Source organism: Stieleria magnilauensis (genome assembly GCA_007753675.1).
GTDB lineage: Bacteria > Planctomycetota > Planctomycetia > Pirellulales > Pirellulaceae > Stieleria > Stieleria magnilauensis.
This window is the reverse complement of the sequence record CP036432.1, coordinates 1351107-1364330: the sequence shown is the minus strand read 5'-3', so window position 1 is coordinate 1364330 and position 13224 is coordinate 1351107. Positions and strand designations below refer to the sequence as shown.

At 57.1% G+C, this 13224-nt stretch carries 11 protein-coding genes; 5 read left to right on the top strand and 6 right to left on the bottom strand.

Going from position 1 to position 13224, the window contains the following annotated elements:
* Positions 1–25: 25 nt before the first annotated feature.
* Positions 26–3205, bottom strand: a complete 3180-nt coding sequence (locus TBK1r_RS04970) for a DUF1553 domain-containing protein (protein WP_419580983.1) — start codon at positions 3203–3205, stop codon at positions 26–28.
* 70 nt (positions 3206–3275) lie between these two features.
* Between TBK1r_RS04970 and TBK1r_RS04965 the strand changes: the two genes are divergently transcribed.
* The gene (locus tag TBK1r_RS04965) at positions 3276–4010 is read left to right on the top strand and encodes an AraC family transcriptional regulator (protein WP_145207796.1); all 735 of its coding nucleotides are present in this window, start codon (positions 3276–3278) and stop codon (positions 4008–4010) included.
* A gap of 317 nt (positions 4011–4327) precedes the next feature.
* Here the strand turns inward: TBK1r_RS04965 and TBK1r_RS04960 are convergent, their stop codons facing one another.
* Positions 4328–4582, bottom strand: a complete 255-nt coding sequence (locus tag TBK1r_RS04960; RefSeq protein WP_145207795.1) for an indolepyruvate ferredoxin oxidoreductase subunit alpha — start codon at positions 4580–4582, stop codon at positions 4328–4330.
* Positions 4583–4651: 69 nt separating this feature from the next.
* Between TBK1r_RS04960 and TBK1r_RS04955 the strand changes: the two genes are divergently transcribed.
* Both TBK1r_RS04955 and TBK1r_RS04950 read left to right on the top strand, forming a co-directional pair.
* Complete coding sequence (locus TBK1r_RS04955; protein ID WP_145207794.1) at positions 4652–6109, top strand: protein kinase domain-containing protein; 1458 nt, start codon at positions 4652–4654, stop codon at positions 6107–6109.
* Between the two features lie 247 nt (positions 6110–6356).
* A complete protein-coding gene (locus tag TBK1r_RS04950; RefSeq protein WP_145207793.1) occupies positions 6357–6953 on the top strand; it encodes an exopolysaccharide biosynthesis protein in 597 nt (198 codons plus the stop codon).
* 217 nt (positions 6954–7170) lie between these two features.
* Here the strand turns inward: TBK1r_RS04950 and TBK1r_RS04945 are convergent, their stop codons facing one another.
* Positions 7171–7509: a four-helix bundle copper-binding protein gene (locus tag TBK1r_RS04945; RefSeq protein WP_145207792.1), complete on the bottom strand. Its 339-nt coding sequence runs from the start codon at positions 7507–7509 to the stop codon at positions 7171–7173.
* 141 nt (positions 7510–7650) lie between these two features.
* Complete coding sequence (locus TBK1r_RS04940) at positions 7651–9201, bottom strand: vitamin K epoxide reductase family protein (RefSeq protein ID WP_145207791.1); 1551 nt, start codon at positions 9199–9201, stop codon at positions 7651–7653.
* Positions 9202–9691: 490 nt separating this feature from the next.
* Here TBK1r_RS04940 and TBK1r_RS39425 point away from each other — a divergent pair, with 490 nt between their 5' ends.
* Positions 9692–10483, top strand: a complete 792-nt coding sequence (locus TBK1r_RS39425) for a tRNA-binding protein (RefSeq protein WP_145207790.1) — start codon at positions 9692–9694, stop codon at positions 10481–10483.
* Positions 10484–10534: 51 nt separating this feature from the next.
* Here the strand turns inward: TBK1r_RS39425 and TBK1r_RS04930 are convergent, their stop codons facing one another.
* On the bottom strand, positions 10535–11983 hold the full coding sequence (locus tag TBK1r_RS04930) for an IS4 family transposase (protein WP_145207789.1): 1449 nt from the start codon (positions 11981–11983) through the stop codon (positions 10535–10537).
* A gap of 428 nt (positions 11984–12411) precedes the next feature.
* Entirely contained in the window at positions 12412–12807 is a 396-nt protein-coding gene (locus TBK1r_RS04925) for a helix-turn-helix domain-containing protein (protein ID WP_145207788.1), read from the bottom strand.
* On the opposite strand from TBK1r_RS04925, the gene TBK1r_RS04920 reads away from it, so the two are divergent.
* Positions 12800–12991: a hypothetical protein gene (locus TBK1r_RS04920; RefSeq protein ID WP_145207787.1), complete on the top strand. Its 192-nt coding sequence runs from the start codon at positions 12800–12802 to the stop codon at positions 12989–12991. The genes TBK1r_RS04925 and TBK1r_RS04920 overlap by 8 nt on opposite strands.
* Positions 12992–13224 lie beyond the last annotated feature (233 nt).

Below are 13224 nucleotides of genomic sequence, written 5' to 3'. Positions count from 1 at the left end.
GAAGGACGCATGATCTTGAAGATTGTTAACGTTTCCAGATCGTGGCGTCGAGATTCAGAATGGCCTGGCAAACGTTGGTGAGTGCGGCAAGTTTGGCGACGTCAACATCGGGATTGAGCTCCGCATCGCCGAGCTCCAACAGTTTTTCCGCGGCATCGGGATGCGCGGCATAGTAAGCTTCTTCATCGGCGAGCAGTTCGCCGAGTCTCTGTCGCTCCACCTGATCAGGTGTCCGGCCGGTCAGCCGCAGAAATGCGTTTTCAAGTTGTTCGCCAGTCGGCTGCTCGGCGAGATCGGCTGCGAGCACCCTGGACGCTTCGATAAACTGCACGTCGTTGAGCAACACCAGCGCCTGCAACGGGGTATTCGTTCGTGAGCGTTCCACCGTGCAGACCTCTCGCGTCGTCGTGTCGAACGCCATCATGTTGGGCAGCGGAGCGGTGCGTTTCCAAACGGAGTACAGTGACCGTCGGTACAAAGCCTTGCCGACCGATTGCTGATAGGGAGGCGACATGCCGTTGGATTCTTTCCACAGATCGTCGCCCGGTTGGTAGGGCGAAACCGGCGGCCCGCCCAGTTCGCGATCGAGTAACCCGGACGCCGCAAGTGCCAAGTCGCGGATCTGTTCGGCGCCCAATCGGTGGGCCGGGCCGCGCGAGAGCCACTGGTTGTCGGGGTCGGCCGCGAGCCTGTCGGGTGTGGCCGATGAGTCCTGTCGATAGGTCGATGACAGCACGATCGACTTGCATAATCGTTTGACGTCCCAACCGCTGTCGACAAAGTCACGCGAAAGCCAATCGAGCAACTCGGGGTGTGTCGGCAAATCGCCTTGGGAGCCGAAATTTTCGGGGGTGCGAACCAGGGGCGACGTGAAGAAGTTTCCCCAGAAACGGTTGACGGCAACACGCGCAGTCAGCGGATGTTGCGGGTCGGTCACCCAGCGTGCCAGACCGAGGCGATTGTTCGGCGCGTCTTCGGGCATGGCAATTTCAATCCCGGACAGTGTTTGGCGGTTGACGAGCGTGTCGCTGTTTTTCGGCGCATCGTATTCACCGCGTGCCAAAACGTGTGCGAATCTCGGCGTCTCGGATTCTTCCATGATCGGGATCTCGTCCATCACTTCTTCGGCCATCACAAAGGCCTTGCGCGCTTCTGTCAACTCGGACATCGCGGCACGAACCTTTTCGTCGATCGCGGAAGCGTAGTAGCTGAAGCCAGGCTTGTCGGCGTCGAACGGTTGTTGACCGAACGCCAGCGTCTTCAACTCGACGGTTGTCAATTCGCGGTCGTACACGCGGACATCGTCAATCAGCCCGCCGGCCAAGCCTCGGGCGCGAAACCGTTGCCCCACGACGAATTCGCCGCCATGATCGACCTTGACGTTACAACGCTTCTTCAAGCGATCGCGGACAATTTGCGACTCCAATTCCTCTCCGTTGAGATAGAGCTTCAAGCCGGCAGCACGTGACGAACCATCGTAGGTCGCCGTCACTTGATGCCACCTGTCCACAGCAATGGGCTCGGTCGTCCGCACACTGATCGCGTTGCCAGGCCAAACCCGAGCCATGCGAGATTCAAGGTGCCCGTCTTCGATCGTCAAGTCCCAGCCGTTGTACCCGCAATCAGTGCCGCGTGTGTGATGGGCAATCAGGCTACGCTGGGGTGACCGCACCGTTTCTCGGAACGTCACCACGACCGACATCGGCAGCCAGCGATCAAACGGTTCGATTCCGTGTACGGTGACCCCGCGTTCCCCATCGAGCTGAAGCGCACGTCGAGTTGGCGGTGTGTCACCGTCCCGAGCATCCGCCGCGATTGAATTCTCCAGACGCTCGACCGGCGAATCCTCGACAGCCACCAGGCTTGGCATCTGCGTCCAACTGCGATCCGATTCGGACGGATGGTAGATCTCCTTGATCGAGTTGTCGAAATCTTGATCAAACGCTAACGCGATTCGCAGATCGGGGATTTCGAGCGGCGTTCCCGGCTCCGGTGCCCATTGTTGATAACGCTTTTTCGCTTCGGCAAGCTGTTTCGCAGATTCTTTTTCGGCTTCCAGGATCCTCTGCTTGGCGTCCTGCAATGCCGCCTCCTGGTCCGCGGTAGGCAGCAGCAGCGACGGACACGGGACTTTTTCCGTGCGATCGTACACGCCACTTTCGTCGATCGAATTGAAGTAAGCCGAAAGCGAGTAATAGTCTCGCATCGGGATCGGGTCATATTTGTGATCGTGGCAGCGACAACATTCCATCGTCAAGCCGAGGACGGCGGTTCCGAACGTGTGCACGCGATCGGCGACGTTTTCCAAACGCCATTCTTCGAACACGGCTCCACCTTCGTTGTTGAGCCGATGGATGCGGTTGAATGCCGTCGCGACCCGTTGCTCGCGTGTCGGGTTTTCCAGCAGGTCGCCGGCAAGCTGCCAGGTCAAAAACTGGTCGTATGGCAAGTTGTCGTTGAACGCGTCGACGACCCAGTCGCGGTAGGGCCACTGGGTATTGAGCTTGTCAGATTGATAGCCATAGGAGTCGGCATAGCGGGCGGCGTCGAGCCAAGCGACCGCCATCTGCTCTCCGAACGCAGTGGAAGCCAGCAGGCGATCGACGACGTCCTGATAAGCGTGTTGCGGGTCGGCGCGCAGCGACTCGTCAAAAGACCGGATCTGCTCGAGCGTGGGAGGCAATCCCGTCAGGTCGAGCGTGACACGGCGAAGCCAGCGGGCAGGGTCCGCTTCGTCGCTTGGCGAGAGCCCCTGTTCATTCAGCTTCGCAAGCACGAATCGGTCAAGCGTCTCTCGTGGCCAATCGGAATCGCCGCCGCGCGGAACATCGACCGCCAGAGGCAATTTCTCAAACGCCCAGTGCCCCGCGTAGGGAGCACCTTGCTCGACCCATTGCTCAAGCAGCCGCTTTTCTTTTTCAGTGAGCGGCAGTTTCGCTCGTGGAGGCGGCATGATCATGTCAGGGTCATCGCTGTCAATGCGATCGACCAGTTCACCGGCCTCGATGGCGTCGATCGCCTCCTCGCGGATGTCAAAACGAAGCCCCGCTTCGCGGTTTTCGTCGTCCGGCCCGTGACAGAAATAGCACTTGTCCGACAGGATCGGTCGGATATCCCGATTGAAATCGAGGTCAGCAGCGGGCAATCCGCCGGCAGCAAACGAGACCGCGGCGAGCAGCAGGATTTGGGTGAAAGTGTGTTTCATGCTTGTCATTGTGTGCAAAAGCATTTGGATTGTCTTGCACGGAAGAATCTTTCTTGTGTAAAATCCATGCATGGAAAATACCGATCTGCGTGAACGGTTTCTTGGCCGTTTGTGGCCGGATAGCCAAGTCTTCTTGTTGTTTGACTTTCTTCCCGGCTTGTCCTTCTTTGTCAAAGACCGCCGCGGACGCTTCATCGCGCTCAACCGCCGCGGCTGTGAGTACTGCGGCGTGGCGTCGGAAGCAGAGGCCATCGGCCGGACGGATTACGACTTTTTTCCCAAGTCACGTGCCGACGAATACAGGGCCGATGACGCGGCGGTGATGGAATCCGGCGAGCCGATTGTGGACCGCGTCGAAAGTGCTCCTGAGGATGCGGGGTCGCCGAGGCTGGTGATGACCAGCAAGATCCCTCTACGGGATCAACGCAATCGGGTGATCGGCGTGGCAGGTTTTTCGCGTCAGATCGAACGGATTCAGACACCGTCGGGGACGGTGGATGCGTTCGCCAAGGTCATCACGCACCTGCATCAGAACTTTGCCGACCGGCTCTCGACGGACCAGCTTGCCGAGATGGCGGGGCTGTCGGTCAGTCACTTCGAGCGACGGTTTCGCCGCGGCTTTGGCTCTTCGCCGAGACAATACCTGGTACGGATCCGCGTGGAGCACGCCGCGCGGATGCTCTTAGAATCGGACAAAACGGTTTCCGAGATTGCCCACGAATGTGGCTTCTACGATCACGCGCATTTCAGTCGCAGTTTTCGGAAGATCATGCAGTTGTCGCCAAGCGAATACCGCTCTCGGTAGCGCTACACCGTCCGCTGCAGACGTCGATGCAATGACCGGTCGAACTCGCTGTCGACGATCGAAGCACCGATTTCGATGCAGCTGATTACCGAGGCGGCAGCGCAGCTGACGCCAAACATCAAGCGGGTCTTGGATACTGGTCGTCGACCCCGGTTGTGGACGCATAGCGACAAGCGGATCGGCCTCCCGGCGGAAACCGGGAAACCTACTTTGGAAGCGGCAGCATTAGTGGTCTCGGAGACTCGTCGGGCATGCCGGATGTCGACAAGATTGATGCCTGCTTCACGAGCGCTTTGACCGACTTGCGCGGTACTTTTCTACGGATGCGCCGGCGGGCACTCAGCCGACTTGGTGCGTCCGAGTTGGATGAAGTTCTTCCACTGCTCTGGCACATCGTCTTCATGGAAAATAGCTTCGGTTGGGCATTCGGCGACGCAGGCACTGCATTCGGTGCATTCGTCGGGGTCGATGTAGACCATCGATTCGTCTTCATGAAAGCACTCCACCGGGCAAACCGACAAGCAAGCTTTGTCTTTGCACCCGATGCAGGGCTGGGTAACCACCATCGTCATTTTCGTGTCTCCTAAGATAGAATTCACGGCGGACGATCGCCGTGTTACCTAGGAAGTGAGAAAACGATTTTGGAACCGGACAGCATCCACGAAAAAGAATCCGAGTTTGTTGAGTCAATCAACGACAGACCGGACGGGTGGCTGCTGCGCGAGTGGAAATACGGCGACGAGCGAGCCGCCGAAGTCCTGTTCGATCGCTACGCCATGCGGTTGGTCGCATTGGTGGCCAGCCGCTTGAATCGTCGGTACCGATCCGAAATTGATCCGAGCGAGGTCGTCCAGTCCGCGATGGGCAGTTTTTTTGATGCCGCAAAGCACAGTCGCATCCAGGTCAGCGGCTGTGTCTCCCTCTGGAGGCTACTGGCCTCGTTCGCTCGCCGAAAAATGGCACGGTCGATTGAGAAAGTGTCCGCAGCCAAGCGTGGTGGTGGTCAGACCCGAGTTTCGCTGGACGATGTGCCACCCCAACCAAGTACCGACCGGATTCCCACGGCCGAAGAGGAAGCAAACGCCTTTCTCGCCATACTGCGGAGCGAGCTTCCGCAAGAACTGCTCGTGGTCGTCGAGGGGGTGCTAGCGGACCAGACTCAACGAGAGATCGCGGATGCGTATGGGATCGACGAGCGAACCGTGCGTCGCCGGCTGTCGCGAATTCGGGAAAGACTCAGCCACGAACACATGGGCGTGGTGCCAACGCAACACACGGCAACCGGCCCTCCAAAGCTGCCTCGCGTGGGCTACCACGAGTTCGTCCTCGGAAAACTGATCGGCAGTGGCGGCTTCGGAAAAGTCTATCGGGCACGCCTGCAATCCGATGATCGGACCGTCGCGGTCAAATTCCTTCGCAAAGCGTTCTGGCAGAACGAAGACGCTCGGCAGACGTTCCTGCGAGAGATCAATCTCGCATCCCAAATCGATCATCCCGGCGTCATCCGTTATCTCGGCTACGGTGAATCTCCTCCCGGTGGTCCGTACATCATCAGCGAGTGGATTGACGGAAAATCGCTGCAACAGGTCGACGGTGTCAACACGTCGCGGTTCATCGGCTGGCTGAAGCAAATTTGCGCAGCTCTTCAAGCGGTGCATCGGGCCGAACTCGTTCACGGTGACCTGACACCAAGCAACATTCTTTGCGACGCGGAGGATCGAATCACCATCACCGACTTTGGATTTTCTCAGGCGTCCACGAAATCGGTGTTGCCCATTCTTGGTGGTACATTGGGATTCGCGGCTCCCGAACAAATTGCCCCCGCATTCGGTTCGATCAGCACCAAGACGGACATCTATGCCATTGGCGGGCTGCTGCACTGGTTTCTGTTCGGCAGGCCACCGAATGCGGGGCACGGGATCGAGGGTGTGCTTTCCCAGACGCTCTCGGATCAGGAGTTTGACGCATCCGCCATCCAGCGCGTCTCACCTGTCTTTCGCGACATTCTCATTGCCACGCTTCGCAAGTCACCCGTCAACCGAAGCATGGGGCTCACGGAGATCCTTCGCATGTTGGATGACACCGACGGATCCAGCTAAACAGACTTCGATTGCACGTGCCGGCACTCCCTGCCTTCATCGAGTGCTGACCAAGCACAGTTCGTGAAAGGCAGTTCAACTTTCGAATCAAAGACGAACGAATTGGCATCGGGTTTGCAACGAGTGCATCTGCTTAGCACTACCTAAGAATGCGTCTTGCCTCTGGAACCTTCCGCAGGCACCTCGTCTTGGACTTGATTCGTTCGAACGTCCCCCTATCGATCGATTGAGAGATTCATTGGTTGCCATGTCCGATTCGCCAGCGCACCCTACTGAAAACATTTTGGACGAGCTCCATGACGCGGCAGATCAGCACGATCCGTTAACGTTTGGTGCGGTGCTGGACGTTCTGGGCCAGCAATCGTTCACGCCCATTTTGCTATTGATCGGATTGATCATGGTGGTGCCTGGACCGGCAGACATTCCGGGAGTGCCCGTGATACTGGGGCTACTTGTCATCATTGTCGGTGTTCAGATCGTCATGCACCGCGAGCATCTTTGGGTTCCGTCCTGGATCGAGCGGATGAAAGTGACCGCGGAGCGTGCCAGGACGATGATCTCGTGGGTTCGCACTCCAGCCCGCTGGATGGATCGGCTGACCAAAGCACGGTACCAGTGGCTCATCGACCACGCCGGAGCATCCTTGATCGCCGTCGCGTGCATCTTGATTGCCATGACAACGCCGGTTCTCGAATTTATTCCCTTTAGCGCCAACATTGCGGGAGCTGCGATTGCGGCTTTCGCGATCGCCTTGTTGGCCAAAGACGGTTTGGTGGCCGGCATCGCGCTTGCCTTATCGATCACGATCGGCGGGTTAGTCATTTCTCAGTTGATCGGAAATTGACGTCGACAGAGCGACCGCTGTTTCGGTGTGAAGTGAAGCGAACACCACCGAAACGGTAACCGACACGCCAGAACCATTCAGGCGGGCAGCGCAGTAAAGCATTCTCTAGCGGTAGGGCGGTAGCCCTCCGGTGTTTGACAAACCGGAGGGCTCTCGCCCTACCGCTAACACCACACCTAGTACGGAAGTTGGTTGCTCCGCCGACCGATGGAGCCCGCTAGGCCCCAACGCCTGCCATCTCGCGGCATTCGGCGGCACACTTGCGACACGCCGTGGCGCAATCCTGACAATGTTGCATGTCATGTCTTTCGCATTCACTTGCGCACGCTTCGCAAAGTTCCGCGAGCAACTGGCAGGTTTGTGCACTGAAATTCGATTCGCGGCTCATCAACGCAACCGCGGTCCAGCACATGGTGGCGCAGTCACGGTCGGTGCGAATGCAATCCGCCATCTTCTGCACGTCGCTTTCACCCAGGCAAGCGTCGGCGCAATGCTCACAAGCTTGGGCACAATCAAGACAGGCTTCAATGCAGTTTTGGTACTTTCGTGACGTCATTTTTTCTTCCTCAATGGGGACAAAAACAATTGGTGTCGCCGCCGTCCCCTGAAATGCGGCGTCACACTACAACTCAACCATCAATCGCAGGCTATGTATTTCTGGCCATACGAAGGACGCGCGTACTGCCGAAAGTTTCGGTCATCGAATGAATCGATCCCAGCTTCCGTAGGTCTGTTCAATCCGTCCGCGCGGTATCGACAGGACTGCAACGGCTATGCCAATGATCGTAGCGGTCATCGCATACCCAGTTGGCGAGTCTCCGAGCAGCCACGGGCCGACGGCAAGTGCCATCGCCAAGGCGACGTTCAAGTACCGGCCCAAACGGATCACCTCGCCCATGCAGACGATTGAAACGGTGACGATCAGCGCTCCGCTGAGATGTCCGATGTCGGCTGCGGTGGTCTTGATGTCGATCCCAAACCATGTCGGTAGGAACATCGTGACCACTCCCAACACCGAACAGGTCACCAACGTCCAGGGGAAGCTCATTCCCCAGATGGATGCTTTGAAAAGTCGGACCGGTTTGTCAGGAAACGCGATCATCGTTGGGGATCGCTCATCGTCTGTGCAACCGTCGACTTTGCCACCCTTCCAGAAGATCGCCCAGAACGATCCACCTCGATCGCCTCGCCGCTTTGCTTGCCGGACGTGTTGAAACATCGCAATCACTTCATCAACCTCCAGCGGGATCATCGGCAACATGATCAACGCCGCCAGCAAACACATCGCACACCATGCGTGAACGATGACCGGCTGTGAAATGACCAAGAAAATGTGTGTCAGCCCGAGTGGAATGACGAGAACCCCAAAGAAGGCGACCATCCAGGGCATCGTCCGCCAGCGAGAGGGACTGCCCATGTACCCCATCATGAACTCAAAGGTGTAGGACATCGCGCCCAGGCCTCCATCGGAAACGGGCCACATGTGCGACATCTGTGAGTTCAGCACCTTTTCGGTATTGTTGGCGAAACCAAAAAACGGATCCCACACATAGTCGATGTATCCCAGTTGAAACATTGCCAGGTAGCGCGAGACGATAAAGCCTAGAAACCCGGTCACAATCATGATCCATCGCTGAGGCCAACTCGATGGGTTGTAGCTCCATCCCGGTGGCTGTGCCGGGCCGTGCTGCATGAACATGATCATGTTCGGCATCCCCGGAATCAAAATGGTCAACGCCATGACCAGGATTCCGATCAATGAATCGTTGGCGTAGGCAGCCGCCGTGGGAGCCCAAAACGCGATCGGGGCGACGGTTAACCAAACGCCGACAAAGCAGCATACCCAGAGGCTGTAAGGTCGATTCGGCTTGAGCGTCCGATAGCCAAAGATCAGCAACAAGACGCCGCTGATCACGTCGCTGTACGTCATCAACCAGGCGCGCAGCTCACGCAACTCGGGCGTTGATTCCTCAGCAAACCAAGGGCCGCGACCGCCACTGGGATCGACCCACAACGATTGGTTGAGGTATCCAAAGTTGAAGGGAGCGGTGATTAACCAGACGCCGAGCAGGGGCAGCGTCCAATAGACCCACAATGTCTGCTTGTGATGCATTTCCAGCATCGAAAATCGGTCGTCGCCGGACATGTGGTGTTCGTGAGAGCCGCCGGCTTTTGTGTCGTCATCGTTTGCTTCACGCATTTTTGACTCCGCCATCGGACGCGAAACGCCACGTGATCCCATCTTCATGGAAGGATTCTCCTCGTCGTGTCGGCTGTGGACCGTCTTACGTGCCGGATAACTGCGGTTGCATGCCACAAACTGTGTAAAATTTCATCGTGAACAAGACAAACGGTTGCGCTCGTGGTGACGTTCGCGCGACCAATCTGGTCGATTTCCCGGCAGCGAATTGGTTTCTTCGAAGCCACGAAACCATTGAGGGCGCTCCTCGGCTGGGAGCGTGTCAGGCAATCTGACGGATTCGTCATTCAACGGGTGATCACGGCACCCGAGCGTTGGAACGTGATACAAGAAGCATGCCAACCCGATTTTGGGAGCGATGCTGCGTGTTTCAGTTGAGAAATCGGCGAGACGGGACCGAGAACCACCGTGGGGCCTTGCGCGTTCCGGTTTGTAGCGAGAATTCTTGAACCCGTTCCGCCGTGAGCGCATCCTGGATGTTGACTAAACCGTTCGTCCGTCTCGAAAGTTTTTATCGGTTGCCTCGGATTTCGACACCATGAGTGACTATCGCTACCATTTCGACGTCAAGATCACCGACACGCTCGTCTATTTACCAAACCGCATTGCTTCGCAGTTGGACTTCGGCAAATCGAAGCGATTGCGGATCGACGGCGAGATCAACGGGATTCGCATCGAGTGCGGGTTGATGCCGAACAAGGGCAAATGGTGTTTCATGGTGTCGAAGAAGTTGCAAAAAGAGTGCGGGATTTCGCCGGGTGAGATGGCTCACGTCCGTTTCGACATCGCCGATCCTGAAGCGGTTGTCGTGCCGACGGAGTTGCAGTTCGCGCTCGAAGCGAACGAGGCGGCGATGTCGGTGTGGGAAAGCTGGACCGCTGGCAAGCGTCGTGCTCAATGTCTGCGAGTGTCGACGGCAAAGAAGGCGGAGACGCGGGAGCGGCGAGTCGACGAGGTGATCGCGCTGTGCCTGGCGGAATTGGGAATGCAAACCGGCGTCACCGCGTGGCAGGCGTTCGAAAACCTCGACATGCGAGCGGGCACGGTCACCGCCGTCGAAGACCTTCCGAAGGCACGCAAGCCTGCATACAAGGTGACGGTCGACTTCGGCCCAGAGTTAGGCACCAAGCGGACGAGCGCCCAGATCACGGTCCATTACACCAAGGCGGAACTGATCGGCCGACAAGTCATCGGCGTAGTGAATCTTCCCCCGAAGCAGATCGGAACGTTCATGTCAGAGTTTCTGATCGTCGGATTCTATCGCGACGACGGATCGGTCATCCTGGCGGTTCCCGACCAATCGGTTCCCGACGGAGCCAAGCTGGCGTAGTCATACGACGATAACAATATCCGCGACTCTGTCCGGTGGTGTCGCTGCGGCTTAGGTTTGACCACATCTTTTTACAATCTTCATTGCGTCAACGCCGCAGAGCATCGCTTGGAGGTCGTTCCAGCCTCGCCAAATCGTTTGCCATCCCGGTGGGTGATCGGATTTGCGGTTCTGATGACCGCCGAGTCTCGCCAGTGCATAGTAGAAATCGTGAATTGACCAGTCGGGTTTGATTTGGCCATGTCGCCAAGCGCTCAGCACACTCACGTAGTCGCTGCAGATAACTTCGGTCGCTTTGCGTTTCTTTGCGTCCCAACGACGACTGGCATCACGCATTTGCAGCAGAGTCAACGCCACCACTGAAATCAAAGCGATCGCTGGCTGCAAACGTTCTTCGCTAGTGAATTGCGGGCTCTCAATGCTACATCCTGTTTTCATCCCTTTGTGATACTCTTCAATGATCCAGCGACATTCGTACCAACCGACAACCTGATAGGCATCTTCAAAATCAAGTACGGGTTGGTTTGTAATCAAAAACCATTCCAGACGCTCTTCTCCGGCGGGCGGATCTTCTTCCCAGACTCGAACAACCCAGACGGCAAGCGGATCGTTGCCGTGTTCTCCTAGTTTCTTCGCGGGTGGTTTGATTTGAACCGGGGCAAATGAGACAGCCATCTTCGCCTCACGAGCCCGTCGATTGGCTGATTTCTTTTTGCCTTTGCGAACCCGTACTTTCTTGTCGACTTTGCTCGTTACCGATAACGTCCAGTGTCCTGCTGGCGGAAGGCTGGCAGCATAGTTGCGAAGGTAACAGGCTTGATCGCTACTGCCTTGATCGCCATGTCCAGGAATGATCGCCCGATTATGAGAGGCACGAATGACGAACCTACGGCCGCTGGCCAATTCATGTTCGAGGAACTCGAACGTGTCAGCTCCTCGATCACAAACATCAACGAGTTTCTCGCTGTTAGCCAGTGGATCGGCACCGCGCAACCACAATCGACTCTCTCGTGATTCACGCTTGCGTTTCTGAGCGGTCAGTTCGTCTTTGGGAGCATCCTCCCGATGGTGCAAAACCTGATTGCACAATCCAATTACTTGCCGTGTTTTCGGGTTCACGGCCAAGCTGTTTTGCGCGATGTACCCACGGCGATTGCCGTTGCCAATTTGGCCCATGTCATCGGAAAGTGACTTGTGATTGGTAAAATCCAGCTCGGTGGCATCATGAAGAATCAGGACTGGGCCTCTGATTTGCTTGATCTTGTGCCAGGTTGCCTCACGATGAGATGCGAGAATTGCCTCATGCGTCACCTGGTCACGGTCCATCAACCGGTAGAAAGCCCTGAGGTCTTTGGGGCTATTGAATTTCTGTGGCAATGTTCCACTTGGTCGTCGAGCCATTGAGTCAGCAAGTTGTACGAGACGATTTGTTCTACGTTTGTCGCCGAGTTGAGCGTTGGCAAAGTTGACTTGTCCAAATGTTTGCAGGGGCAAAACCATGGGGGGCCTTCCGTGATACGAGTGCTGGTAGCCATTCCGTCACCAGCAACCATCTCAACCCGCCGTCGCGAATCAATCGCAGCGTGTGTTCCACGCCACGGTTCCCACAGGGAAAAAACTCCAGGCATCGCCAAATTACCAGATCAACCTTACCAAGCTTGACTCATTTACAAAGATCAACAATTGGTTTCACAGCCGCGCCAACTCGACACATCCGCTGGCAAACAAAAAGATGTGGTCAAACCTAAGCGCTGCGGTCACCTCCGGCTACTGGCTTTGCCCCCTCCGGGCAACGCTGTGAAGCATCTTCTAGCGTTAGGACGCGAGCCCTCCGGTGTTTCGGGAACGATGAGGGACCGAAGGGCTTGCGCCCTGCCGCTAACAATAGTGGTAGGCCTCTGTTCCAGTGCAGCGATCCTTCTTCATCCCTAGATCCCTAGTTCCTTGACGCGTCGTTGCATCGTTCGCGTGCTGACGCCCAGCAGTTTCGCGGCTTGTTTGCGGCATCCGTTGGTCTGGTCAATCGCTCGGCGGATGGCTTCGGATTCGATTTCCGCGAGCGTCATGTTCGGTCGGATCAATGGTGTGGCGTGTCCGTTGTCATGCAAGGTTTCAAGGTCAAGCAGCTTCAACGCCGCGCGACTTCGCAGCAACGCTGGATTGATCCCAAGCCGCCGAGCTGCTTCGACTTTATCACCTTCGGTGGCCTGCAAGACGTGCTCGACCAGCCGTTGTTCGACCTCACCGATGACATCGTCGTACAGATTCGGCGAATCGCCTTGGCGGTAACGTCCGATGAGTGTGTCGAATCCTTCGTTGTCCATTGCCGGAATCGTCGCCCCCTCGGCGTCGTCTGGTGGCGCCGAGGCTTGCGAACTGACTCAATCCTTGGAAACCGACGCCAAAGCGGGCAACCTCGACCGCGCCGTCAACCGGCTGGAGAAACTGGAGCCGATTCTACAATCGTTCGCACGAACCATCGATGATTACCTGCAAACATCGATTTAGCAGCGTGCGGAAAATGAGTTGATCGGGAGACTTGTTCAGGTGGGGCGGTAGACGGGGTCCGAGGGCACTGGCGCGATTTGCTTCGACGCCCTTTGGGCAACGCTATGACGCATTGATTCCCGGCGTTTGACGAGGTGTTAGCGGCAGGGCGCAAGCCCTCGGGTCCCTCATCGTTCCCGAAACACCGCAGGGCTCGCAGGCTACCGCTACGTCAACATCAATGGGGAGGCCCG

Bases quoted from the DNA above. Each gene is read 5' to 3' on its own strand.
- TBK1r_RS39425 (WP_145207790.1), top strand. From the start codon at position 9,692: ATGAGTGACTATCGCTACCATTTCGACGTCAAGATCACCGACACGCTC.
- TBK1r_RS04925 (WP_145207788.1), bottom strand. From the start codon at position 12,807: ATGGACAACGAAGGATTCGACACACTCATCGGACGTTACCGCCAAGGC.
- TBK1r_RS04965 (WP_145207796.1), top strand. From the start codon at position 3,276: ATGGAAAATACCGATCTGCGTGAACGGTTTCTTGGCCGTTTGTGGCCG.
- TBK1r_RS04960 (WP_145207795.1), bottom strand. From the start codon at position 4,582: ATGACGATGGTGGTTACCCAGCCCTGCATCGGGTGCAAAGACAAAGCT.
- TBK1r_RS04930 (WP_145207789.1), bottom strand. From the start codon at position 11,983: ATGGTTTTGCCCCTGCAAACATTTGGACAAGTCAACTTTGCCAACGCT.
- TBK1r_RS04940 (WP_145207791.1), bottom strand. From the start codon at position 9,201: ATGAAGATGGGATCACGTGGCGTTTCGCGTCCGATGGCGGAGTCAAAA.
- TBK1r_RS04945 (WP_145207792.1), bottom strand. From the start codon at position 7,509: ATGACGTCACGAAAGTACCAAAACTGCATTGAAGCCTGTCTTGATTGT.
- TBK1r_RS04950 (WP_145207793.1), top strand. From the start codon at position 6,357: ATGTCCGATTCGCCAGCGCACCCTACTGAAAACATTTTGGACGAGCTC.
- TBK1r_RS04970 (WP_419580983.1), bottom strand. From the start codon at position 3,205: ATGAAACACACTTTCACCCAAATCCTGCTGCTCGCCGCGGTCTCGTTT.